Origin of the sequence: Pseudomonas sp. GM41(2012) (assembly GCF_000282315.2) — a bacterium.
Classification (GTDB): domain Bacteria; phylum Pseudomonadota; class Gammaproteobacteria; order Pseudomonadales; family Pseudomonadaceae; genus Aquipseudomonas.
Genome location: NZ_AKJN02000006.1, coordinates 2,268,141 through 2,292,230, shown reverse-complemented (window position 1 = coordinate 2,292,230; position 24,090 = coordinate 2,268,141). Strand labels below are relative to the sequence as shown.

General features: G+C 59.1%; 26 protein-coding genes. 11 read left to right on the top strand and 15 right to left on the bottom strand.

Features of this window, described 5'->3' with window-relative positions; translation table 11 throughout:
• Positions 1–116 precede the first annotated feature (116 nt).
• The 3 genes from PMI27_RS15635 to PMI27_RS15645 all read left to right on the top strand — a co-directional run bounded on the left by PMI27_RS15635 (position 117) and on the right by PMI27_RS15645 (position 1,803).
• Positions 117–353 carry a glutaredoxin family protein gene (locus PMI27_RS15635; RefSeq protein WP_008145882.1) on the top strand — a complete coding sequence of 79 codons (237 nt, stop codon included), beginning with the start codon at positions 117–119 and terminating at the stop codon, positions 351–353.
• A 170-nt stretch (positions 354–523) separates the two neighbouring features.
• Complete coding sequence (locus tag PMI27_RS15640; RefSeq protein ID WP_008145883.1) at positions 524–841, top strand: hypothetical protein; 318 nt, start codon at positions 524–526, stop codon at positions 839–841.
• A gap of 71 nt (positions 842–912) precedes the next feature.
• On the top strand, positions 913–1,803 hold the full coding sequence (locus PMI27_RS15645; protein WP_008145884.1) for a pseudouridine synthase: 891 nt from the start codon (positions 913–915) through the stop codon (positions 1,801–1,803).
• Between the two features lie 88 nt (positions 1,804–1,891).
• Here PMI27_RS15645 and PMI27_RS15650 read toward each other — a convergent pair whose 3' ends face one another.
• Together PMI27_RS15650 and mobA are read right to left on the bottom strand one after the other, a co-directional pair.
• Positions 1,892–2,113 (bottom strand): YgdI/YgdR family lipoprotein, encoded by a 222-nt coding sequence (locus tag PMI27_RS15650; protein ID WP_008145885.1) that lies wholly within the window; start codon positions 2,111–2,113, stop codon positions 1,892–1,894.
• A gap of 76 nt (positions 2,114–2,189) precedes the next feature.
• Positions 2,190–2,792, bottom strand: a complete 603-nt coding sequence (mobA, locus tag PMI27_RS15655) for a molybdenum cofactor guanylyltransferase MobA (protein WP_008145886.1) — start codon at positions 2,790–2,792, stop codon at positions 2,190–2,192.
• 81 nt (positions 2,793–2,873) lie between these two features.
• Here mobA and moaB point away from each other — a divergent pair, with 81 nt between their 5' ends.
• Both moaB and PMI27_RS15665 read left to right on the top strand, forming a co-directional pair.
• On the top strand, positions 2,874–3,413 hold the full coding sequence (gene moaB, locus PMI27_RS15660; protein WP_008145887.1) for a molybdenum cofactor biosynthesis protein B: 540 nt from the start codon (positions 2,874–2,876) through the stop codon (positions 3,411–3,413).
• A complete protein-coding gene (locus PMI27_RS15665) occupies positions 3,397–4,623 on the top strand; it encodes a molybdopterin molybdotransferase MoeA (protein ID WP_008145888.1) in 1,227 nt (408 codons plus the stop codon). Before moaB ends, PMI27_RS15665 begins: the two co-directional genes overlap by 17 nt.
• 60 nt (positions 4,624–4,683) lie before the next feature.
• Here PMI27_RS15665 and PMI27_RS15670 read toward each other — a convergent pair whose 3' ends face one another.
• Positions 4,684–5,001, bottom strand: coding sequence for a hypothetical protein (locus PMI27_RS15670; protein WP_008145889.1), 318 nt, complete (start codon positions 4,999–5,001; stop codon positions 4,684–4,686).
• Between the two features lie 229 nt (positions 5,002–5,230).
• Between PMI27_RS15670 and yegS the strand changes: the two genes are divergently transcribed.
• Positions 5,231–6,148, top strand: a complete 918-nt coding sequence (gene yegS, locus PMI27_RS15675; RefSeq protein ID WP_008145892.1) for a lipid kinase YegS — start codon at positions 5,231–5,233, stop codon at positions 6,146–6,148.
• Here the strand turns inward: yegS and PMI27_RS15680 are convergent.
• From PMI27_RS15680 to PMI27_RS15690, 3 genes are all read right to left on the bottom strand, one after another.
• A complete protein-coding gene (locus PMI27_RS15680) occupies positions 6,132–6,791 on the bottom strand; it encodes a response regulator (RefSeq protein WP_033053214.1) in 660 nt (219 codons plus the stop codon). The genes yegS and PMI27_RS15680 overlap by 17 nt on opposite strands.
• Positions 6,788–7,681, bottom strand: coding sequence for a sensor histidine kinase (locus PMI27_RS15685; RefSeq protein WP_008145897.1), 894 nt, complete (start codon positions 7,679–7,681; stop codon positions 6,788–6,790). The genes PMI27_RS15680 and PMI27_RS15685 overlap by 4 nt, the downstream gene beginning before the upstream one ends.
• A 341-nt stretch (positions 7,682–8,022) precedes the next feature.
• Positions 8,023–8,493, bottom strand: a complete 471-nt coding sequence (locus PMI27_RS15690; protein ID WP_008145899.1) for a hypothetical protein — start codon at positions 8,491–8,493, stop codon at positions 8,023–8,025.
• A 462-nt stretch (positions 8,494–8,955) separates the two neighbouring features.
• Between PMI27_RS15690 and PMI27_RS15695 the strand changes: the two genes are divergently transcribed.
• Both PMI27_RS15695 and PMI27_RS15700 read left to right on the top strand, forming a co-directional pair.
• A complete protein-coding gene (locus PMI27_RS15695; protein ID WP_008145901.1) occupies positions 8,956–9,891 on the top strand; it encodes a chemotaxis protein CheV in 936 nt (311 codons plus the stop codon).
• 87 nt (positions 9,892–9,978) lie between these two features.
• Positions 9,979–10,785, top strand: coding sequence for an MOSC domain-containing protein (locus PMI27_RS15700; protein ID WP_008145902.1), 807 nt, complete (start codon positions 9,979–9,981; stop codon positions 10,783–10,785).
• 70 nt (positions 10,786–10,855) lie between these two features.
• Here PMI27_RS15700 and ppnP read toward each other — a convergent pair whose 3' ends face one another.
• The 8 genes from ppnP to PMI27_RS15740 all read right to left on the bottom strand — a co-directional run bounded on the left by ppnP (position 10,856) and on the right by PMI27_RS15740 (position 20,188).
• Positions 10,856–11,140 (bottom strand): pyrimidine/purine nucleoside phosphorylase, encoded by a 285-nt coding sequence (gene ppnP / locus PMI27_RS15705; RefSeq protein WP_007940055.1) that lies wholly within the window; start codon positions 11,138–11,140, stop codon positions 10,856–10,858.
• A gap of 69 nt (positions 11,141–11,209) precedes the next feature.
• Positions 11,210–11,752 carry an exonuclease domain-containing protein gene (locus tag PMI27_RS15710; protein ID WP_008145903.1) on the bottom strand — a complete coding sequence of 181 codons (543 nt, stop codon included), beginning with the start codon at positions 11,750–11,752 and terminating at the stop codon, positions 11,210–11,212.
• 71 nt (positions 11,753–11,823) lie between these two features.
• Positions 11,824–13,785 (bottom strand): acetyl/propionyl/methylcrotonyl-CoA carboxylase subunit alpha, encoded by a 1,962-nt coding sequence (locus PMI27_RS15715; protein ID WP_008145904.1) that lies wholly within the window; start codon positions 13,783–13,785, stop codon positions 11,824–11,826.
• Positions 13,786–13,920: 135 nt separating this feature from the next.
• A complete protein-coding gene (locus PMI27_RS15720; RefSeq protein ID WP_008145905.1) occupies positions 13,921–14,718 on the bottom strand; it encodes an enoyl-CoA hydratase/isomerase family protein in 798 nt (265 codons plus the stop codon).
• Positions 14,715–15,872: a citronellyl-CoA dehydrogenase gene (gene atuD / locus PMI27_RS15725; protein WP_008145906.1), complete on the bottom strand. Its 1,158-nt coding sequence runs from the start codon at positions 15,870–15,872 to the stop codon at positions 14,715–14,717. Before atuD ends, PMI27_RS15720 begins: the two co-directional genes overlap by 4 nt.
• A gap of 23 nt (positions 15,873–15,895) precedes the next feature.
• A complete protein-coding gene (gene atuC, locus PMI27_RS15730) occupies positions 15,896–17,512 on the bottom strand; it encodes a geranyl-CoA carboxylase subunit beta (protein WP_008145907.1) in 1,617 nt (538 codons plus the stop codon).
• Positions 17,513–17,515: 3 nt separating this feature from the next.
• Positions 17,516–18,385 (bottom strand): SDR family oxidoreductase, encoded by an 870-nt coding sequence (locus PMI27_RS15735; protein ID WP_008145908.1) that lies wholly within the window; start codon positions 18,383–18,385, stop codon positions 17,516–17,518.
• A gap of 12 nt (positions 18,386–18,397) precedes the next feature.
• Positions 18,398–20,188: an acyclic terpene utilization AtuA family protein gene (locus tag PMI27_RS15740; protein ID WP_177327860.1), complete on the bottom strand. Its 1,791-nt coding sequence runs from the start codon at positions 20,186–20,188 to the stop codon at positions 18,398–18,400.
• A gap of 190 nt (positions 20,189–20,378) precedes the next feature.
• Between PMI27_RS15740 and PMI27_RS15745 the strand changes: the two genes are divergently transcribed.
• From PMI27_RS15745 to PMI27_RS15755, 3 genes are all read left to right on the top strand, one after another.
• A complete protein-coding gene (locus PMI27_RS15745; RefSeq protein WP_008145910.1) occupies positions 20,379–21,005 on the top strand; it encodes a TetR/AcrR family transcriptional regulator in 627 nt (208 codons plus the stop codon).
• A 92-nt stretch (positions 21,006–21,097) separates the two neighbouring features.
• Positions 21,098–21,892, top strand: coding sequence for a substrate-binding periplasmic protein (locus tag PMI27_RS15750; RefSeq protein WP_008145911.1), 795 nt, complete (start codon positions 21,098–21,100; stop codon positions 21,890–21,892).
• Positions 21,893–21,991: 99 nt separating this feature from the next.
• Complete coding sequence (locus tag PMI27_RS15755) at positions 21,992–23,005, top strand: GNAT family N-acetyltransferase (protein WP_008145912.1); 1,014 nt, start codon at positions 21,992–21,994, stop codon at positions 23,003–23,005.
• A 156-nt stretch (positions 23,006–23,161) separates the two neighbouring features.
• Here the strand turns inward: PMI27_RS15755 and PMI27_RS15760 are convergent, their stop codons facing one another.
• Entirely contained in the window at positions 23,162–23,710 is a 549-nt protein-coding gene (locus PMI27_RS15760) for an RNA polymerase factor sigma-70 (RefSeq protein ID WP_008145913.1), read from the bottom strand.
• Positions 23,711–24,090: the final 380 nt, after the last annotated feature.

The following is a 24,090-nucleotide window of genomic DNA, read 5'->3' as shown; positions in this document are numbered from 1 at the left end:
GTCAGCGTATTGCCGCGATCCGTTGCCGATATGGCTCAAGGGTAGAGCATTCAATGGCTCGACGGCTTTTCGGGGCCGGCCTAGAATGATGACTTAAATTTTTCGGTTGAGCGCTCATGCTTCCTGAATGTCAGCTGTTCGGCACCCTTGGGTGTCATCTCTGTGAAGTCGCCGAAGCCATGCTGATGGAATTTGTCGAGCGTGGTCTACTGGTGGAACTGGTGGATATCGCGGACGACGAAACGTGGTTCGAAGCTTACAGTCTGCGTATTCCGGTATTACGGCGGGTCGATACTGGCGCGGAGCTGGGCTGGCCGTTCGGTGCCGATCAGGTGGTGGCGTTCCTGCGTTAAGCGGTTGTTGCGGTGGCAGAGTTCCCGTCTGTCGAACTTTGCGATGGATCCCCTTGGCTTTACCGGTGCTGATCGGATACTGTATGCGCATACAGTAATTCGTGATGCCTGCCTTGCCGTTTTTGGTGTTCGGGTTTGGGCAGGCGGTCCGGGCGTTAGAGGGATGAATCGTGGTCAATGTCGAACAATTGAAGAACAGCGTGAACCGGATGTCGGCAGACGTGGTGCGCGAGGCTGTCCTCGAATTGCGTCTGGATGGCCTGGTGACGGAAGGAAAAACGCCCTTCAATAAACTGCATTTCAATACCTGTTTCGCCGAAATCGAAGCCTTGTTCCAGCGTGCGGGCTATCACCGGCAACTGGATGTCGTGGGTTATCAGGGCTTGTTGTATGCGCTTTATGACCCCGGTCGATGGGAGGCGGTTGATGTGCTGCGCTGGCTCAAGGAGTTCACCGAAGCGGCAGCGCGCACGCAGATACCGGCGTGAGGATTCTCTTCTAGGTTCGTTCCGGCCGCTGTTGGATAATGCCGCCCTGTATTGAGGGTTAGAACTTTCGTATGTCCACTTCATCTTTTTCTGCTGCACACAACCAGGCCAGCACGCTCTACCTGCCGCCTGGTCCGTGGCAGACCGTACTCGATTGTCTGTGCGAACACTTCAGCGCCATCGGTCGTGAACAATGGCTGGACAGAATCGCTCGCGGTCGTGTCCTCGACGGTCACGGCATGCCGATCGCCCTTGATCTGCCTTACAAGGAAGGCTTGCGGATTCATTATTTCCGTGAGGTGCCGGACGAGAAGCCGATCCCGGTGGTTGAGTCGATTCTGTACGCGGATGAGCATCTGGTCGTGGCGGACAAGCCGCATTTCCTGCCAGTGACGCCGGCGGGTGAATACGTGGAGCAGACCCTGTTGCGACGGCTGATCCGTCGACTCGATAACCCGCATCTGGTGCCTTTGCATCGCATTGACCGACACACAGCGGGGCTGGTGCTGTTTTCCGCCAACCCTCAGAGCCGTTCTGCCTATCAGTCGTTGTTTCCTACGCGGCAGATCGAAAAGCGCTACGAGGCCATCGCCCGAGCGTTGCCTGAACTCTCTTTTCCATTGATCCATAAGAGTCGCCTTATCGATGGCGAGCCTTTCTTCCGCATGCAGGAAGGTCCGGGCGTCAGCAATACCGAAACGGCTGTCGACGTCAGGGAGAAGAACGGTGACCTCTGGCGTTATGCGCTTTACCCGGTGACGGGCAAGAAGCATCAGTTGCGGGTGCACATGACAGCCTTGGGCGCCAGCATCTGCAACGACCCGTTTTATCCGCAGGTACTCAAGGATGTTGAGGATGACTATGCCAATCCTTTGAAACTGCTCGCTCAGGGATTACGGTTTGTGGACCCGGTCACCGGCCAGGAAAGAGCATTCGAAAGCACCATCACCCTGCAGTGGTGATCACGAAGTTCAGCGAGTCTGCTGATTTTCAGCCACGAAAAAGCCCGCATATAGCGGGCTTTTCCATATCCGGTTGTCACCGCAAAAATTACAGCTCTTTAACGGTACGAACCTGATCCTTGTTGATGCGGGTCTGCTTGCCATCCAGTTGTTCGAATTCGTAGAAACCCGAATCCTTATCGTACTTTGGCGCGTCGACAGCCTGGATTTCTCGACCGTCATTCAAGGTGATCACTGTAGGCGATGCGCAACCGGCGAGGGTAGCGAGGCCCAGTGCGAGCATGAAAGTGGCGAGGGTCCGTTGAGTCATGAGTGTGTCTCCGAATATGAATTCTTTTGGTTACTGGGCTTGAGACGTGTATAGCGCGTGCAAGTTCCTTCTCCTGTCAGTCTGACACAGAGTTGTGGGCACTTAACAGTTCTGGTGTGTTGAGGTTGGCCAGGCGTGGATCATTGTCGGGGCATTGCAGGGCGGTAGCGCCCAGTTTGCGCATGAGGCGACCCGGGCTGCGTTCGCCGTCGTTCCAGGCACTGTCGAAATCGGCCGAGAGCGCCACGGGGATGATGCACAGAAGAGGTTCCCAATGTTCGCCATGGCGCAGCATCAGCGGTTGGTCCGGGTGCTGACTGGCGGAGTCGCGCATGCTATTGAGCAGCGCGGCGTCTATGCGTGGTACGTCACAAGGCAGCACCAGCAAATGCGCATGGCGGGCGGCCTTCAGGCCTGCGCGAATACCGGCCAGGGGGCCAGGAAAGTCGCCTTCATCGTCATGAACCAGTTGGTCGGCGTACGGCGCGTACTTTTCCAGGTTTCTGTTGCAGGAGATGATCAGGTCATCGCTCAGTGAACGGGTCTTGCGGTGCAAGTGGGCAATCAATGGCTCGCCGTGCCATTCCAGCAGCCCTTTGTCCTGACCGCCCATGCGTTGGCCACGACCACCTGCCAGGAGCAGAATGGAGCAGGGCGGCAAATGTGTATTCGAGGTCATGGCAGGTCTCCATGGGGGCGGCGAAAAAATGAGGCGCTGTGATATAACACCGGGCTGTTTCTCCTACAACTGGATGAGCCTATGAAAGCCAAGGCTGATGTACCTTTCGCACCGCTCAACATCGCGGTGCTGACGGTCAGCGATACCCGTACCCTGGAAACCGATACCTCAGGCCAGCTCTTCGTCGACCGTTTGAGCGCTGCCGGCCATAACCTGGCGGCCCGGGTTCTACTCAAAGATGATCTCTACAAAATTCGCGCGCAAGTTGCCAACTGGATTGCCGACGATGTCGTGCAGGTGGTGCTGATCACTGGCGGTACCGGTTTCACGGGACGCGACAGCACTCCGGAAGCAGTGAGTTGCCTGCTGGATAAACAGGTCGACGGTTTTGGTGAGCTGTTCAGGCAGATATCGGTGGCGGATATTGGCACCTCTACTGTTCAGTCCCGTGCCCTGGCCGGCTTAGCCAATAGCACGCTGGTCTGCTGTTTACCGGGTTCGACCAATGCCGTGCGCACCGGTTGGGATGGCATTCTTGCCGAGCAGCTGGATTCGCGGCACCGCCCGTGCAACTTCGTCGCTCATCTCAAACAGGCGGCACCCTGTGAATCCCGCGGGTAAGCCAGGCAAGACTGGCAGTCTGATGGCTGTCGAGGTGGCACTGGCACGCTTGCTGGCAATGGCCGAAGCCTCACCGATTCGTGAGCGTGAACGCTTGCCATTGGCGCAGGTTCAGGGCCGGGTGCTGGCCGATGGCTTGGTGTCGACGCTGGATCTGCCACCGTGGCCCAACAGTGCCATGGACGGCTATGCCTTGCGCGTGGCCGACTGGACTGGAGAGCCACTGGTGGTCAGCCAGAAGATTTTTGCCGGTCAGGCTCCGGAGCCCTTGAAGCCTGGCACCTGTGCACGAATCTTCACCGGTGCGCCAGTACCCGCTGGTGCAGATTGCGTCGAGATGCAGGAAAACGCCGAGGTTCAGGCGGATGAGCGAGTACGTTTCACCGAAACCATGGCCCCAGGACAAAACATTCGTCCTCAAGGCCAGGAAGCTACTGTTGGTGAATTGATTCTGCCAGCCGGCACGCGCCTCGGGCCGATCGAGCAGGGGTTGGCTGCATCGCTGGGATGCGCAGAGCTGGATGTGATTCGCAAGGTTCGTGTTGCCGTTCTGTCCACCGGGGATGAACTGATTGAACCGGGCCAGGCTCTAGGGCCGGGACAGATCTACAACAGTAATCGAGTGTTGCTGTGCAGTTGGTTGCAGCGCCTCGGCTGTGAGGTGATCGATGCCGGAATTCTTCCGGATGATTTGGCGACCACCCGCACTCGACTGGGTGAATTGAAGGATGTCGATCTGATCCTTTCCACCGGCGGTGTCTCGGTGGGAGAGGCTGACTTTCTGGGCATTGCCTTGCGTGAAGAGGGCGAGTTGACGTTGTGGAAACTCGCCATCAAACCCGGCAAACCGCTGACATTCGGGCATTTTCGCGGCGTACCTGTGATTGGTTTGCCTGGCAATCCGGCTTCAACGCTGGTGACCTTTGCTTTGTTGGCAAGGCCCTATCTCTTGCGCCGACAGGGTGTAAAAGAGGTTGAGCCCCTGAAGTTTCAGGTGCCTGCAGGGTTTGCATGGCCAAAAGCAGGCAATCGACGCGAGTACTTGCGCGGACGTCTGGAGAATGGCCGGGCGATTATCTACAGGAATCAGAGTTCCGGTGTACTGCGTAGCGCTGCCTGGGCTGATGGTCTGGTCGAGGTGCTGGAGGATCGCACGCTGATCGAAGGTGACTATGTGAGCTTCATCCCGCTGAGCGAAGTCCTGAGCTGACTCCTGCCGCTGGCTGACTGCGCAAACCCGGTTGATCGAACCGGGTTTTGCGTTCATGGCTTACCCTTGGTGAGCCAGGAGTGTCACGAGCTGGTCGAAACGGCTGTTGGCGATCCAGGCCAGCACCCCGATGACGACGGCTGTTCCGATAGCCGAATAGGCAAGCCTGTGTTTTATGGATTTGACGTCACTACGGACTTCATCCATGTCTCGTCGGATGTATTTGAGGTGTGTCTCCAATTCAACGACGCGAGATTCCATAGCAGCTTCTTCTCCAATGGGCTTTGCGCTGTTTTTGACTTCAGCTTGAGGATTGGCGCGTTTTTCTGCGAACGGTACGACCGGAATGACCGGTGACCTGATCTCTTGGCTTTGCATGGCACGTCCCTGTGTAGTTCCTGCTGATGTGTGATAACGGCAGGTGCCAAGGTGTACCAATCGCATGGGGCGGTCAATTGAGCCGATTCCTCACGTCTTGTAAGAAAAAGTACCGCCTTGTAGGACGCCATACGGTTCGACTTCAAATAATTCAAATTCTTGCGACTTTTATGTAGCGAGATGAGGTCAACATCTCCCATACGGAATTCAATCATGGGAGCGACAACTGATGAGCGAACGCAAGGCGCTGTTGATTCTGCATGGCAAGCAAGCGCTCAACGAGGCGGTTCGTTCTGCCGTTGCGGACAAGCGCCAACAGGGGTGGGAGCTGGCCGTTCGAGTGACCTGGGAAGCGGGCGACGCACAGCGCCTGGTAGATGAAGCACTGGCGGCAGGCTACACGCAGATCATCGCCGGTGGCGGTGACGGTACCTTGCGCGATATTGCCGAAGCCATGGCCGCGCATTCGACACAGGCCAGTCTGGTACTGATGCCCTTGGGGACCGCCAATGATTTTGCGCGTGCCGCCGGCGTACCTCTGGAGCCCGCGCAGGCGCTGGAACTTCTCGACATTGCACCGAGCGCCATTGATCTGGGGGAGGTCGGCGGGCAAGTGTTCCTGAATATGGCCACGGGCGGTTTTGGCAGCCAGGTCACGGCAAACACTTCGGAGGACTTGAAAAAAATCCTCGGGGGCGCGGCTTACCTGTTCACCGGTTTATCGCGCTTCAGTGAGTTGCACGCAGCCTATGGCGAGTTGCAGGGGCCTGATTTCCAGTGGAGTGGCGAGCTGTTGGCATTGGGCATCGGCAATGGCCGACAGGCCGGCGGTGGGCATGTGTTGTGCCCGGAAGCGCTGGCTGACGACGGTCTGCTGGACATCAGTATTCTGCCTGCGCCGCAAGAAGTCGTCGGCACCTTGAAAACCCTGCTCGCCGATGGCTTCGGCATCGACAACATGTTTGTGCGAGTCCGGTTGCCATGGGTCGAAATCAAGGTCTCGGAAGGCCTCTACATCAACCTCGATGGCGAACCTCTGGAAGGTGACAACTTGCGTTTCTCGACACGTCCAGCGGCACTGCGCGTGCATTTACCTGAAAACTCGCCGCTGCTGGGGTCATCGCAATTGATCAATCATCCAGGCTGATGATCTGCTCGCGCACGGCGAACAGCACCAGGCCCGCTACATCGTAGATCTGCAAGCGCTTCATGATCTGCGAGCGGTGGGTTTCAACGGTCTTGATGCTGAGGCCCAGGCCATTGGCGATTTCCCGGGTGGATTTTCCGCGAACGATCAGCCTAAGGATTTCCAGCTGGCGCGCTGTCAGGTTGTGCGAGTCGGCAGGTTCCGGCTGGTTTTTCTGCGTTCGGGTCAGCGCCTGGTTGATGACGGTGTGGGCGATGGCCGGGCTCAGGTAGCGTTCGTTGTTACGCAAGGCATCCAGGGCATGTTCGAGCTCGGTAGCCGTGGTGTCCTTGAGCAGGTAGCCATGTGCACCGGATTCCAGTGCCTGCATGATGATTGCGGGATCGGTGTGCATCGACAGGATCAGCACCTTGCTCTGCGGGCGTACTCGCTTGAGTCGCTGCAATGCGTCAAGGCCACTGGTTTCCTTCATGGAAATATCCAGCAGGATGATGTCGGGGGACAACTGCTCGACCATCTCGAGCAACTGCGAGCCGTCATTGGCCTCACCGATTACCGCGTAGCCGGGAATATCCAGCACCAGAGCGCGCACGCCTGCCCTGATAAGCGAGTGGTCATCCACCAGAAGTAAGTTACAAGTCAACGCATAACCTTATTCGTACTGGCCCGTTCGAGCGCACGAGGCGCCCAGGGGAAGAGTGCTTCGATTTGAGTGCCTTTGCCCGGCTCACTGGTCACGCTCAGTGTGCCTCCCAGCTGATTCATCCGTTCCGACATCCCTGCCATTCCACGTTGCCCCTCACGACCAGGATCGGTCGCGGGTGCGAATCCCAGGCCATCGTCACTGATCAACAGTGTCAGGCCCTGGGGCAGACGTTGCAGGCGGACCAACAGATTTTTCGCTTCGGCATGGCGCAATATATTGGTCACCGCTTCCTGGGTGATTCGAAAGGCGGCCAGCGTCATTTCCTCCGGTATACCGGCCAAACGCTGATGGCATTCCAGGCTCCAGTGCACCGGCGTGTTGGCCAGCGTCTTGAGTAAATGCGCACGCAGACTGGCTTCCAGCCCGAGACTGGTCAGCTGCCTCGGATTGAGAATGGCCGATACGTCTCGCACTTTGGCCAGGGTTTCTTCCAGCGTGTCGCAGAGCACCGAACACTGGCCCTGAAGTTCTTCGGGCATTCGGCGTTTGAGCCAGTCGCTTTGAAGTTTGGCCGCGGTCAGCAATTGGCCGATGTCGTCATGCAGTTCCCGACTGAGCCGGCGACGTTCGTTTTCCTGAACCTCCAACAGCCGGTCAGCCAACTCCTGGGGTTGAAACTTTATCGACTTGCGCGAAAGACAATGCTGCACCCAGACGCAGGCCATTGCGGCGATATTGAGTACCAGCAGACTCAGCGGCAGGCGAGTGGACAGGCTATAAATCAGCAGGCAGCCAAGCGCCGAGCAGGTGCACAAGACAAGCGTGACCAGGCGCGCGTTTTTTGGGGAGGGTGGCTTTAGGGTGATCGACTTGAGGCTGGCGTACATAGCGGATGGAGCCAATGGATGTTCGCTGCGGGAAGACCGGGCATCGTGGATGACGGGTCTCTGTCTGGAGTCACTCTGCCATTAATTGACGTCAACTAATGGGCGGCATAATACCACTTAAGGTGCCGTTGGTCGCGTTTGGTATATATGTCCGCAGAGTCAGGAAATAAGCATTTATGGACAGCAGTTCCATAATGGAAAAAGTTGGCTGGCAAGAGTGGTTTATTTGTTTCGAGTTGTCGTAAGCAGGTATGGAATATTCAAATGCGACATGAGCCCGTCAAAGTTAGAAGGGCGGTCATGGCAATAAAAATTCACAACACGGCACAGGGCCCGATCATTCAGGCTTGCCGACCTGCAAAGGAAACGAGTGTGAACGGTTTGGAATTAGCGGGGAGCTGAAACTGACTGTGTCCGACCTGAAAGGCGAAGGCTTCGATCAGGGAGGTCTGTTCGCTGTCATCAAGGCTGAGTTGGCCGGTCTTTTGATCGATTAGCTCGAGTTGCCAGGCGATCAACGTCAGGCAGTCTTTCAGCGCACTCAGGGCCTGGTCGTGTAAATCCATGTGATTCTGGGCATGGCTCAGCAAACCATGAATGTGCAACGAAAACTCCGAAACGGCTGCCAGCGCGAGGGCATCAGCCTTGTTGGCCAGTTTGAGCAGGGTGCTCAGCATGCAATCGATGGCGTCCTTGTCATTGCTGATCAGTTGCAAATGACTCAGGCATTCCTCGGTTTTAACCAGGAGTGTCTCTGCTTCGACGAGAAACTCAGGGAGCCGGTGAGCCCATTCTTTACGATCGTTCGGCATGTTTATCTCCACAACGTCATGTCAAATGCGGGAATGTCGTGTGTGTCGACGGGGACGATCAGCGTCCCCGTGTTGCCATGCCGTCGTGAGATCGCGCGCCGGCCTGTCTGGCTGCAGGCTGGGAAACTCGATAGGGTGGATGGCCACTTACCTGCGATCGCACACAAAAGCCTGACTCCGTTCATGCAATGAGAATGGCGTCACATTAATGGCTATTGGATATTGCGAATATCAGGTTGGGCCTGATTGTTACTAGGGGAATCCCTTACACGGGGGAACCAACCGAACGAAACAAGGTCTCGCGGCAGGCAATGGGGCAGATGAAATCGTCTGGCCAGTAAAGCATGATGTTAATGTGACATCAATGTTTGGTCGTGGCATTTTACACGGGGGTCAAGGTCCGGCAAAAACAGCCGATAACCCCCTTTAGTGAATTCATCAGAACAAGCCCAGGAGTCATTGATGGCCGGCATTCTCGACACGGTAGACCAACGCACGCAACTGGTGGGTGAGAATCGCCTGGAAATTCTCATGTTCCGGCTGGCCGGACGTCAATTGTTCGCGATCAACGTCTTCAAAGTGCAGGAAGTGCTGCAACTGCCGAAGCTGACCCTGATGCCCCAGCGTCATCCGTTTGTCTGCGGCGTGGTGAATCTGCGTGGCCAGACCCTGCCAGTGATCGACCTGTCCCAGGCCATCGGTATGCGTCCGCTGGTGCCAAGCCCGACCAGTACGATCATCGTTACCGAGTACAACCGTTCGGTGCAGGCGTTCCTGGTCGGTGGTGTGGACCGTATCGTCAACATGAACTGGGAAGCCATTCTGCCGCCACCGGCCAGCGCCGGTCGTCAGCATTATTTGACGGCTATCAGCAAGGTCGACGATCAGTTGGTGGAAATCATCGACGTCGAAAAAGTCCTCGCGGAAATCGTCCCGTACAACGCCAAGGTATCGCGCGACAAACTCGACGATCCGGTTCTGGAACGTGCCCGTGGCCGCGAAGTGCTGCTGGTGGACGACTCGAACGTGGCCCTGTCGCAATTGCGTGACACCCTGGGTCAGCTGGGCGTGAAGATGCACATCGCCAGCGATGGCCTGAAGGCTCTGAACATGCTCAAGGCCTGGGCCGATACCGGTGTGAACATGACCGACAAACTGCTGATGGTCTTCACCGACGCGGAAATGCCGGAAATGGACGGCTATCGCCTGACCACGGAAATCCGCAACGACCCGCGCCTGCGTGGCCTTTATGTGGTTCTGCATACCTCGTTGTCCGGCAGCTTCAACGACTCGATGGTGAAGAAGGTCGGCTGCGACAACTTCCTCTCCAAATTCCAGCCGGACAAACTCGTCGATGTGGTGCGCCAGCGTCTGATGCTCGACGAAGTGCCTGCCTGACCACAACAGGGGCCCACAGTTTTTTGGCCTTTGATTCGGCGATCAAGCTCGTATAGGGTGGCGTTTTTACCCTCCAGGGAGCTGGCCATGTTGCGTCTGAGCGCGCTGTATCGTTATCCGTTGAAATCCGGCAAGGGCGAGATCCTGCAGCAGGTCGGCCTCGACAAGCTGGGCCTGGACGGTGATCGACGCTGGATGCTGGTGGACGAGGCCAGCGGGCGCTTTCTGACCCAGCGTGCAGTGGCGCAGATGAGTCAGCTGTCGGCGTTGTGGAATGCCGACGGTGGCTTGACCCTCAGTGCCCCGGGCCGCTCTCCGATCGATATCGCTTTGCCTGCCAGCGACGCGGAACTGCGTGGCGTGACCATTTGGCGCGATACGTTGCGTGTGCCGGATGCCGGTGACGAGGCGAGTGCCTGGGTCAGTGAATTCATTGGCAAACCGACTCGCCTGGTACAAGTCCCTCTTGATCGCGCACGGACCACCCAGGCCGGCTACGGCAAGGACGATGATCAGGTGGCCTTCGCCGATGGCTTTCCGCTGTTGCTGATCGGACAGGCCTCACTGGAGGACTTGTCGCAAAAAGTCGGCCGCCCGCTGGAAATGCTGCGCTTTCGGCCCAACCTGGTGATCGAGGGCAGCGAGGCGTATGCCGAAGATGGCTGGAAGCGCATCCGCATCGGCGATGTCGAGTTTCGCGTGGTCAAGTCGTGTTCACGCTGCATTCTGACCACCATCGACCCGCAAACCGGTGAACGCAGCGAAGATCGTGAACCTCTGGCAACGTTGCAGAAGTACCGTGCCGAAGCCGACGGCGCGATGTTCGGACAGAATCTGGTCAACGACAGCAATGGCCGACTTGAAGTCGGTATGCCGGTGACGATCCTTGAATAAGACCCTCTGAATCAAAAATGCCCGTGTCCAAGGACACGGGCATTTTTTTGTCGCTGTGAAACCCAGGGTTTTAGCCGCGGTATTCGCACAGGTAAGCGGTGTCGACGGCCACTTTCAGCTGGAACTTGCTGTTGGCGGGCACGTTGAACTGGCTGCCGGCGGCGAAGGTTTCCCAGTCGCTGCTGTCCGGCAGTTTGACGGTCAGGGCGCCGGACACCACGTGCATGATTTCACGCTGGCTGGTGCCGAATTCGTATTCGCCCGGTGCCATGACGCCGATGGTCGCAGGACCTTCAGCGGTGCCAAAGGCGATCGACTTGACGGTGCCGTCGAAGTACTCGTTGACTTTAAACATGGGCGATTCCTCGAAAAGGACTGAAAAGGGCCGGCCAGTATGCACAAGGCCCATGCCGGCGTCACCTCTCTAAGACGGAAGAACCAGTGGCAATAATCGTGCGGTATTGCGCGCATCTTCCAGCGCCCGATGTTGTTGGCCATTGAACTGCATGCCCGCCAGTTGCAGCGCGCCGTTAAGCCCCAACGGGCGCTCCAGCCGGCGAGCCTTGGCAAAGCGCTGTTTGAGGTTCATGTGCGGCACTCGGCTCAGGGCGCTATCGAGTTGCAGGCGCTCCCACTCCTGTACCAACTGTTTGCGATCGTAATCGCCCCAACTGACCCAGCCTTCGAGGCGCGAGTGATGCTGGCCGAGCCAGTGTTCGAACGACGCCCAGACCTCGTTCAGAGGCTGCGCGGCGTCGATGTTGGCCTGGGTGATATGGGTCAGTTGCCGGCAAAACGGCGTCAGCAAAGGCCGACGCGTCGGGCGCACGAAGCACTGAAAGCTATCCAGTTCTCGGCCTTTTCGGTCCACCAGGGTGGCGCCGATTTCGATGATTTCCATTTCTGTTACTGGCCAACCACCCTCATCGGTGGTGGCTTCTAGATCAATGACCAGCCAGTGAGGCATCGCAGGGTTCCTGGTATCCGCGTCCTGATAGGGCTTGAGCGTAGCCAAACCCGGCGGATCCGCCTAGCGGCTTATTCGACCTCCAACAAAATCTGACGATTTTTCACCTGGTCACCGACCCTGACCTGCAAGCGTTTGAGCACGCCGTCGATGCCCGACTTGAGCGGATGCTCCATTTTCATCGCCTCCAGCACCACCAATAACTGGCCTTTACTGACCGGGCTGCCCTCAGTCACCAGCACGTCGACGATCGCCCCATCCATCGGGGCCTTGAGGGTGCCTGAGCTGACGCTGGCCTGGCTGCTGACCAAGGCCTGCGTCCGGTCCACCAGCCGCACACTGCCGGGACGGGTGAACAGCCAGAGTTGCCCGGCCTCAAGACGGTAAGCATGGCGTCGCCGGATACCGTTGATGTCCAGGCTGGCCCAGTGTCCGTCGCACTGGATGATCTTCAATTCAAAGGGCGTAGTGGCGACTTGAATCCGATACGGTTCACCCGGCACAGCATTCAGCTCCACTGACCACTCCTGATCCTCAAGGCCGATTCGATAAAGCAACGGCACGCTGGCGTTGTTGCGCCAACCAGCCAGTGGCGCGTGATGCACCTGCGCCGAGGCCTGATAGAGCAATGCAGCAGCGATGGCCAGTTCTTCGGCGCTCGGCACATGCGCATGCATGCAAGGATGCTCGGCAAAGTGAGTCTGGATGAACCCGGTACTGAACTCGCCACTGATGAACTGCGGGTGTTCGAGCAGGCCGGCGAGCAAACGCTGATTGCTCTGCACGCCGAGCAGCACGCTGTCCTGAACCGCCCGCAACAATTTGCGCCGGGCTTCTTCGCGGGTGGCGCCGTGGGCGATGATCTTGCCCAGCATCGGGTCATAAAACGGGCTGACTGTCTGGCCTTCGATCAAGCCATGATCGATCCGCACGCCGCTCTGCAACGCAGGCTCCCAGGCGGTGATGCGACCGGTCTGAGGCAGAAAACCGTGTGCCGGATCTTCGGCGTACAAACGGACTTCCATGGCATGGCCGCAAAGCTGGACCTGCTCCTGGCGCAAGGGCAGCGGCAGTCCTTCGGCGACGTGCAACTGCCAGGCCACCAGATCGAGACCGGTGATCAATTCGGTCACCGGGTGCTCCACCTGGAGTCGGGTGTTCATCTCCAGAAAGTAAAACTGCCCGCGCGCATCCAGCAGGAACTCGACGGTGCCGGCGCCGACGTAATGCACTGCGCGACCTGCCTTGAGCGCCGCTTCGCCCATGGCATGACGCAACTCGGCGTTCATCACCGGGCAGGGTGCTTCTTCAATGACTTTTTGATGGCGACGCTGGATCGAGCAGTCGCGCTCGCCAAGGTAGATCAGGTTGCCGTGCTGGTCGCCGAACAGTTGAACTTCGACGTGACGCGGGTCGATCAGCGCTTGCTCGAGGATCAGTTCGTCGCTGCCAAACCCATGCAGCGCTTCGGAGCGGGCGGTGCGCAGTTGTTCGAGCAAATCATTGGCCTCGTGCACCAGGCGCATGCCACGCCCGCCACCGCCGGCACTGGCCTTGATCATCAGCGGATAACCGATGCGTGCGGCTTCGCGGCTCAGGGTGGCGTCGTCCTGTTCTTCGCCCTGATAACCCTTGATGCACGGCACACCGGCATCGAGCATGGCGAGTTTCGACAGGCGTTTGCTGCCCATCAGTTCGATGGCGTCGGGACTGGGGCCGATGAAGGTGATGCCGGCATCCTGGCAGGCGCGGGCGAACCCGGCGTTTTCCGAGAGGAAGCCGTAGCCCGGATGGATGGCGTCAGCGCCCGTGCGCCGGGCGGCGTCGAGAATGGCCGGGATATTCAGATAGGACTGCTGCACTGGGGCCGGGCCGATGTTCACGGCTTCGTCGGCCAGTTGCACATGCAGCGCATCGGCGTCGGCATCGCTGAACACCGCGACCGTGCGATAGCCCAGGGCCTGGGCGGTGCGCTGGATGCGGCAGGCGATTTCACCGCGGTTGGCGATCAGGATTTTTCTGAGTCCGGGCATGGGGGCTTCTCTGAAGTTGTGCGGTGAAAGTGATGGCCTCATCGCGGGCAAGCCTTGCTCCTACAGGGTTTGGATTGAATCACCTTGATGGGATCGACCGTGAACTTGTAGGAGCAAGGCTTGCCCGCGATGCTGTTAAGGCGCCCACCCCGGTTTACGCTTTTGCACGAAGGCCATGGTCCCCTCAACACCTTCAGCCCCGGTCACCGCCTCGCTGAACCAGTCGGCCGCTTCATCCAGCAACGCATTCGATGGCTGTCCGGCACTCGCCAGCAACAGCTTTTTGGTCATTGCATTGGCCTCCGGCGCGCAGCACAACACATGGGCCAGAATTTCATCGAGACGCTCGGCCAACGCTTGCGCGTCATGCTCGACAAAATGCACCAAGCCCATGCGCCGTGCGTGTGTGCCATCGAAACGTGCCGCGGTCAGTGCCAGTCGACGCGTCTGGGTCAGGCCGATGCGTTGCACCACGAACGGCGCGATTTGCGCGGGTAGCAGACCGAGGCTGGTTTCCGGCAGACCAAATTGCGCCTGGTGATCGGCCAAGGCGACGTCGCTGACGCAGACCAGACCAAAACCACCGCCGAGCACCGCGCCTTGCAGCACCGTGATCACCACTTGCGGCGCGTGTTGCACCTCTTGCAGCAGCGCACCGAACGCGCGATTCAAGTCGCGATAGGCGTTCGGGCCTTGAGCGCGTGCGTTGGCCATGTCCTTGATGTCGCCACCGGCGCAAAAATGCCCGCCGGCACCACCGATCACCAAGGCACGAATCTCACGGTCATCGCGCACGGCCAACAGCACGGCACGCAGTTCCGCGACCATCAACAGGCTCATGGCATTGCGGTTTTCCGGGCGGTTGAGGGTGATGTGCAGAACGCCGTTGTGCGATTCCAGCAGCAAGGTCTGGCAAACCGGCAGGGTGCTCATTTCTTTTTCCCCGGCAGGATGCCCATGAGTTTGCAGATGATCCCCAGCATGATCTCGTCGGCACCGCCGCCGATCGACACCAGTCGCACGTCACGGTAAGCGCGGGCCACCGGGTTGTCCCACATGAAGCCCATGCCGCCCCAATATTGCAGGCAGCTGTCGCTGACTTCCCGACCCAGGCGCCCGGCCTTGAGTTTGGCCATCGATGCCAGACGGGTGACGTCCTGGCCTTTGATGTACTGCTCGGTGGCCTGATAGACCAGTGCCCGCAGGCATTCGATTTCGGTTTGCAGTTCGGCCAGGCGGAAATGGATGACCTGATTGTCGATCAGCGCATTGCCGAAGGTTTTACGTTCCTTGCAGTACTCGATGGTGCTGTCGACGCAATACTCCAGGCCCTTGATCATGTTCGCCGCGCCGAACAGTCGTTCCTCCTGGAACTGCAGCATCTGCATCATGAACCCCGCGCCTTCGTGGCCGATGCGGTTGCGTTGCGGCACGCGCACGTTGTCGAAAAACACCTGGGCGGTTTCTGAACTGCGCATGCCGAGCTTGTCCAGGTGCGAACTGAGGCTGATGCCGGGGGTGTTCATCGGCACCATGATCAGCGACTTGTTGATGTGCGGTTTGTCGTCTGAGGTGTTGGCCAGCAGGCAGATGAAATCCGCGCTCGGCGAGTTGGTGATCCACATCTTGCTGCCGTTGATCACGTAGTCGTCGCCGTCTTTACGGGCGGTGGTTTTCAAACCGGCCACGTCGGAACCGGCGCCGACTTCGGAAACACCGATGCAACCGACCTGCTCGCCAGTGATCGCCGGGCGCAGGAATTCTTCACGCAGTTCATCGGAGCCGAAACGCGCCAGCGCCGGGGTGCACATGTCGGTCTGCACGCCGATGGACATCGGAATGCCGCCGCAGTGGATGGTGCCGAACTCTTCAGCCGCGACGATCGAATAGCTGTAATCGAGCCCCATGCCGCCAAACTTTTCCGGTTTGGAAATCCCCAGCAGGCCGAGGTCGCCGGCCTTGCGGAAGATCTCGTGGATCGGAAAGCGTCCGGCCTTTTCCCATGCCTCGACGTGAGGATTGATCTCGTGATCGACGAATTGGCGGACAGTGCGGCGCAGTGCTTCGTGTTCCTGGGTGAAGATCATTCTTATTGTTCTCCTGAGCGCCCTTAGAAACGGGCTACACCAAAACTGTTGGTTTGCAGCGGCCGCACTTCAGCCTCATGACAGATATCCAGCAAGTACCCGAGCAAGGTCCGGGTATCGCGAGGATCGATCAACCCGTCGTCCCACAGGCTGGCGCTGCCGTACAGCGCGGTGGACTGGCTGTCGAGTTTCTGCGCGGTGACCTGTTCCAGCATGTCGAGCATTTTCGGGTCGGGCACCAGACCGTCCTTGGCCTGTTTGGCCTCGGTGACGATCCGCAGCACTTTGCCGGCCTGAGCGCCGCCCATCACCGCCGTGCGGCTGTTGGGCCAGGCGAAGATGAAGCGCGGGTCGAGGCCGCGGCCACACATCGCGTAGTTACCGGCGCCGTAGGAGCCACCGACGACGATGGTCAGTTTAGGCACCCGGGCGTTGGCCACCGCTTGAATCATTTTCGCGCCGTGTTTGATCACGCCTTGCTGCTCCGACTCGGTGCCGACCATGAACCCGGTGGTGTTGTGGAAGAACAGCAACGGGGTCTTGCTCTGGTCACAGAGCTGAATGAACTGCGCCGCCTTGCTCGCACCCTTGGGCGTAATCGGCCCATTGTTGCCAATAAATCCGCAGGCGCGGCCTTGAATCTGCAAATGGCCGCAGACGGTTTGCTGATCGAACTCGCCCTTGAATTCGAGAAAGTTCGAGCCGTCGGCTATCCGCGCGATGATTTCGCGCACGTCGTAAGGTTTTTTCGCGTCGTCAGGAATCAGCCCGAGCAACTCGTCGATGGGGTAGAGCGGTTCTTCCCAGCGACGCTCGGGTACCCAGGGCAATTGATCATTCCACGGCAACAGGCTGACAATCTCGCGCACCTGGCGCACGCCATCGGCATCGTTCTCGGCCAGGTATTCCGCGGTGCCGGCGATTTGCGCATGCATCTCGGCGCCGCCCAGTGCTTCATCGGTGGCGACTTCGCCGGTGGCAGCCTTGAGCAGCGGCGGGCCGGCCAGAAACAGCTTGGCCTTGCCACGCACCACCACCACATAATCCGACAACCCTGGCTGATAGGCGCCGCCCGCCGTGGCCGAGCCATGGACCACGGTGATTTGCGGCAGGCCCATGGCCGACATCCGCGCCTGATTGGCAAAACTGCGGGCGCCTTCGACGAAAATCTCCGCCGCGTAATTGAGGTTGGCGCCACCGCTTTCGGCCAGGGTAATGACCGGCAGTTTGTTCTCCATGGCGATCTGTTGCAGGCGCAGGGATTTTTTCAAACCGCTGGGGGAAATGGTCCCGCCCTTGATCGCACTGTTGTTTGCCACCACCAGCACGCGCGCGCCGGACACGTAGCCGATCCCGGCGATCAACCCGCCGCCAGCGGAGCTGCCGTCCTTGTCATCGTGCAGCTTGTAGCCCGCCAGGCTCGCCAGTTCGAGGAACGGTGCGCCAGGGTCCAGCAGCAGATTGAGGCGTTCGCGGGGCAACAATTGGCCGCGTTTGTCGAACCTGGGTTTGGCTTCGGTCGCCTTGTTCAGCAAGTTCTGTTCGAGTTGGCGGACGTGCTCGATGCCGACCAGCATCGCCGCACGATTGCGCGCGAACTGTTCGCTGAACGGGTCCACTTGCGACTGAATCACCGGCATGAATTATTCCTTGTCCTTGAGCACGTCAGGCAGGTAGGCACGGTGGAAACCGTTATACGACTCGCTGATCTGCGCCTTGTGTATCGGCCAGGCGCGCCCGCCCAGGCTGGCGGCGCCGTCGATGCGCAAGGTGCTGCCACTGACAAACGCCGCGGCCGGGCTGAGCAGGAAAACGATCGCCGCGCTGACCTCCGATTCGGTGCCGATGCGTTTCAGCGGAACGTGCTCGCGCAACGTCGGGATCACCGCTTTGAACGCGCCTTCGTAGGTGTCCATGCCACTGGACGCGATCCAGCCCGGCGCCACGGCGTTGACCCGCACCCCGGCATAACCCCATTCGAACGCAGCGGTCTTGGTGAGGTTGTCCATGCCTGAACGCGCCGCGCCCGAGTGACCCATGCCGGGCATGCCGCCCCACATGTCGGCGAGCATATTGACGATGGCGCCGCCGTGTTTGCTCATGGACTGGTTGAACACTTCCCGGGCCATCAGGAAGCCGCCCATCAGGTTGGTGCGCAACACCGTATCGAAGCCTTTTTGATTGATCGACGCCAGCGGCGACGGGTACTGCCCGCCGGCATTGTTGACCAGGCCGTGAATCGGTCCGTGCTTGCGGATCAACTCGCTGACCACATGCTTGACCGCCTCTTCTTCACGAATATCGCAGACCATCCAGTCAGCCTTGCCGCCATCTTCGGTAATCTCGGCCGTGACGTTTTTCAGCTTGTCAGCCTTGCGCCCGAGCAACAGCACATGGGCGCCGAGGGCCGCCAGTTCGTGAGCGGTGCAACGACCGATGCCGCTGCCGCCACCGGTGACGATGATGTTTTGGCCTGCAAACAAACCGGCTTTGAAAATCGAATCGTAAGCCATGGCGACAGTCCTCTAGTTGACCTGGTCGGCGATGCGCTGAGGCACCGGTATCTGGATTTCCAGCAGTTGCTGGGCGAAGGCTTTGCCTTGCGGATCGATCCGCAGGCTGGCCACGCCACCGCCTCCCAGGGCGTTTTCCAGCAGAAAATTAAGGCTGTGGGTGCCCGGCAGGTACCAGCGTTCGACACGTCCGTGGATCGGGTCGAGGACATGACTCATCCAGTCGACGATCACTGCCGGCGTCAAGGCTTCGGCAATCCACGGCAGGTACTCCGGCTCGCGAGCCATGACGCCGATGTTGCTGTGGTTACCCTTGTCACCGGAGCGCGCTACGGCGAGTTTGACCAAGGGCACGCTGGCATCGGCCCGGCCTGAGGGTTTCGGTGGGGCGCACGCCACGGGCAGGTCGGCGGTGTCGAGCACATCAACGGCGGGCAAGGCGCAGGGGTGGCGCTGGCCCTTGAGATCAATGTCCAGCGTGCAGGCGGTTTTGTCGATAAGGAACGAGAACAGCCGGATCAGCGGATACACCGTCGGCCGTCCACCGACAATCCCGGTCAGCCCCGGCGCCATGCCGGTGGCGGCTTGGGCGATCTCCCGGGAGAACACAATCAACGCCTGTTTGCCCGGATGGCGCACCGCGAGTTTGATCACCACTTCGCGGCTGTCCTGACGCTGACCGTGGGGGCCGTAAGTGGCCTCGCTGCCGAGCAGTTCGATGTTCACTTCGCTGTAGGGTGGCCAACCGCGCTGGCTGAAGATTTCCGAGGTCTTGTTGATGATGGCTTCGCTGACTCGACGCGCCTTGTCGACCGCATCGATCCCGGCGATCAGGCAACTGGCGGTGCAGCGGAAACCCTCCGGGTACGTCGCGCTGACCTTGTACTGATCGGTCGGCGGCAGGCCTTTTGCGCCGTGCACCTGGACCGCGTTTTTGCCTTGTTGCACGAGTTTGACTTCAGTGAAATCGCAGACCACGTCCGGCAGCAGATACGCCTGCGGGTTGCCGATTTCATACAGCATCTGCTCGCCGACCGTCAGGGGTGTGACCAGTCCGCCGGAGCCTTCGGGTTTGCTGACGATGAACTGGCTGTTGGCGCTGACTTCGACGATGGGGAAGCCGATGTGTTCGTAGTCGGGCACCTCGCGCCAATCGGTGAAGTTGCCGCCGGTGCACTGGGCGCCACATTCGATGATGTGCCCGGCCAATGCGGCCTGGGCGAGTTTGTCGTAGTCGTGCCACGACCAGCCGAATTCATGCACCAGCGCGGCGCTGACCACGGCGCTGTCGACCACGCGTCCGGTGATGACGATGTCGGCCCCCAGCCGCAGGGCTTCGACGATGCCCGGTGCGCCGAGGTAGGCGTTGGTCGAGACACACATCGGCGGAAGGGGCGCGCCGCTGAACATTTCATGGATACCGCTGCTGCTGAGCTGTTTGAGTTGCGGCTGCAAGTCGTCGCCCAGCAGCACGGCGATTTTCAGCGCCACTCCAGCCTTGTCGCAGGCCGCTTGCAGGGCGGCGGCGCAGGCTTGCGGGTTGACCCCGCCGGCGTTGCTGATGACGCGGATTTGCTGTTCGGCGAGTTGACCCAGCAGCGGGCTGAGGACTTCGATGAAGTCGCTGGCGTAACCGGCCAGGGGATCTTTCATCCGCGCACCGGCCATGATCGACATCGTAATCTCGGCCAGATAATCGAAGACCAGATAATCCAGACGCCCACCTTCCACCAGTTGCGCGGCGGCGGTCGAGGTGTCGCCCCAGAAGGCGCTGGCGCAACCGATGCGGATTGTTTTGGGCACAGTCAACTGCATAGCCACCTCCGATAGAAGTGCTTTGAGACTACCAAGCAAGCGCTTGGTTTGTAAACGACTTAACTATCTTCTGCCCGAGCGCTTGCTTGGTCGCGCCGGCCAGCTTAAATTGCCCGCGCAACCCCGCAGTTTTAGCGGCGAGCGGCGTACTTGATTGATCGACTGTAGGAGAGAACGGGTGGACGAGCAAAAAGCCCTGAGGGTGATGCGCGAATTGGTCGACAGCGGCCAATTGACCGACCCGGACAGCGCCCGCGGCAAACTGCTGCAAGTGGCGGCTCACCTGTTCCGCAACAAAGGTTACGAACGCACCACCGTGCGCGATCTGGCCGGCGCCGTGGGGATTCAGTCCGGCAGTATTTTTCATCACTTCAAAAGCAAGGACGAGATCCTGCGGGCGGTGATGGAAGAAACCATTCGCTATAACACTGCGTTGATGCGTGCAGCCCTGGCCGAAGCCGGCAGTGTGCGCGAGCGGGTACTGGCGCTGATTCGTTGTGAATTACAGTCGATCATGGGCGGTAGCGGCGAGGCCATGGCGGTGTTGGTGTATGAATGGCGTTCGCTGTCCGCAGACGGGCAGGCGCAGGTGCTGGCGCTGCGCGACATTTATGAAGAACTCTGGCTTCAGGTACTGGGTGAGGCCAAGGAGGCCGGTTTTATCCGCGGGGATGTGTTCATCACGCGTCGTTTCCTGACCGGTGCGTTGTCCTGGACCACCACCTGGTTTCGCGCAGGCGGCAGCATGAGCCTCGATCAATTGGCCGATGAGGCGTTGATTCTGGTGCTGGAAGAGAAGCAATAAGTTTGTTCAGGTCAAAGGAAACTGGCTAAGTTGCCGAAACCGCCTAGCTTGAATGCATTGAAGCGTATTTTTTTGGGGAGTGGATTGTTTTGATGTCTTCGCCAATTCGGACGGTTTCGCGGCTTTTGCTGGCGACGCTTGCGGTGTGCTGCGTGTTGCCGTCTCAGGCTGCACAACAGGTGCGGGTCGGTGCCGCGCATTTTCCACCCTATACCGTGCGCCCGGAGTCCGGTGCCGACACCGGTCTGTTGCCGCAACTGGTGGAAGCGCTGAATCAGTTGCAAACCGACTATCAGTTTGTATTGGTGCCCACCTCCATTCCTCGACGTTTCAACGACTTCAAGGAAGGCAGGGTCGATATGGCGATTTTCGAGAACCCGGACTGGGGCTGGAAGGATATTCCGCATACCGACGTCGACATGGGCCTGGAAGATGCAGAAATCTTTGTCGCGCAGAAGAAACCCGATCGCGACGAGAATTACTTCAAGGACCTGACGGGCAAGCGCTTGGCGCTGTACAGCGGCTATCACTACGAGTTTGCCAGTTTCAATGCCGATCCCAAGTATCTGGCCGACACCTACAACGCCACGCTGACTTATTCCCACGACAGCAACTTGCTGATGGTGCTGCGTGGACGAGCGGATATTGCCTTGGTGACTCGCTCCTATCTGAGCGATTATCTGCTGCGTAACGAGAAAGTCGGCGAGCAGTTGCTGGTGTCGCAACGCATCGATCAGGTCTATCACCACTACGCCATCCTCCGCCCGATGGCACCGATCAGCGGCGAGACGTTTGCCAAATTGCTGCAGGGGTTGAGGGATAACGGCCAAATGCTGAAGATTTTCGATCCCTACAAAATTGCCCTGGTACCGGTGGGTAAGCCCTGATTCGTGCCATGGGGCACGTATTTGGCGACTGCGCTTAAATTTCCTGCCCCGGCTCACGTCACCTCGTTGAACTGTCGACGATTAACGTGAGCCCGACCCATGTCCACTCTGAATGACCTGACTGCCCTGGCCTTGCCGACAGGAACCCGTCTTGTAGCTGATGAAACCGAAAGCCGCCTGTGCCTCAGCCTTGAGGGGCAGCCGCTGATTCAGTTGCGCCTGACTCGCGAGCCCGCGCTGCAAGTGCAAGTAGAAGAGCGCTTCGACCACGCTGACAATCTTGCCGTCTGGGCGGCCTGTTATTGGCTGTTTGCCCGTGACCCGGCCTGCCAGCGCCTGACCTGGCATCTCGATGAAGCCCCCACCGAAGCATTGCTCAGCGGGTTGCTGATCCCTGACGAAATCGTCGGCCAATATCGTTGCGAACGCACGCTGTTCTGGCAGTTGCCTCAGCCTTGGCTGGGCGCGTCATTGACACCGGGTTATCCGCAGCAACTGGTCATCAGTGGCGGCAAGCGTCATCCACTGCGTCCGGTGAAACCGCGCGGTGAAGTCTATCGGCGTTTTGATGCGCGCCTCGGTGCCTGGATTTCCCTGCGCACGCTGGACATCGACCTGGACCTGGCGCGTTTCAATCGTTGGCAGAACAGCCCGCGCGTGGCGAGTTTCTGGCAGGAGGAGGGCAGCCTCGAGCAGCATCGCGAGTACCTGAGCAAACTTGAAGCCGATCCCCACACCCTGACGCTGATCGGTTGTTTCGATGATCAGCCGTTCGCCTACTTTGAAGCCTATTGGGCCAAGGAAGATCGCATCGCGCCGTTCTATGACGTCGGCGATTACGACCGCGGTATTCACATGTTGGTGGGTGAGGAAAATCACCGTGGCCCGCACAAGGTGGCGAGCTGGTTATCGGCGTTGACGCATTACCTGTTTCTCGACGATCCACGCACTCAGAAAGTGGTCGCCGAGCCTCGCGCCGACAACGCGAAGATGATCGGACATATGCAGAACCAGGGTTTCCACTGCGAGAAAGCATTCGACTTCCCGCACAAGCGCGCGGCGCTGATGGTGTTGGGGCGTGAGCGGTTTTTTGAGCGGTGTGTGTTGGCTTGATGCTTAAGGCTCAAGATCTGCTTCGGTCTTGAGTGCCCCATCGCGAGCAGGCTCGCTCCCACATTGGTTCTTCTGTGAACTCACAATCTGTGAACACCAGCGATCCCATGTGGGAGCGAGCCTGCTCGCGATTGGGGGCGACGCAGACTTCAGATCTTAGCGACGGGCAAAGGTATCCACACGACTCCCCGAAACCTTGCGGCAATGCACCAGCGCATCGCGAATCATGAAGTTCACCAGGGTCGGCGAGACGCCCAGCTCCTTGGCGATGTCCTTTTGCGGCACGCCGTGCAGGCGATACATCTCGAAAGCGTAGCGGGTGCGGCTGGGCAGCTCGGTCAGCGCGTCGGCGATGTGCTCCAGCGTCGAGAAGTTGATGTGCGAGGTTTCCGGCGAAGCACCTTGAATCACCACGTTCAGGCCTTCCTCTTCAGGGCCCGAATACTTCTGCTCCAGCGCCTGTTTGCGGTAGTGATCAATCGCCAGATTGCGCACGATCTGAAACAGGTAGCTGAGCTGAGCCTTGAACGAGGACGTGATCTGCGGCGCGGATTGCAGCCGGAAGAACGCATCCTGCACCACGTCTTCTGCACGCGACCGGCAGCCGGTAATGCGGGCTGCGATCTTGACCAGAATCAGTCGATTGTCGACGAATGCCTGAAGTAGCGGTGAATCGCACCTGCTTGTGGACACTTGTTCCGTCATTGGAAATCACCTTGCTGCAAATAGGTTGGCGGGACGGCAAGCGGGGGCTGGGCCGTCCAACACGTCGAGCGACAAATTATTCTTAATGATAATGATTGTCAAATGAGAAATAGAACTAATACTCCGAGGCTGCGCAGAGTGAGAACTGCGACACGCTGACGCGCCCGCTTGCGGCATCGCAGCCCCATTGGGGGATCAGGCTTGCCGACTAATTATTTCAAGACGTCAACCGTTCTCATTGGTGAATGGTTCCGGGTAGCGGCTGCGGCCAACACAGCATTCCCAAGCCTTGCGCGGTCGGCGAAGACCGCGCCTTGCACGCCCCGAAGGGCGTGACGTCAGAAAACCGATTTCACTTGCAAGCCGAATTCAGGCAGGAA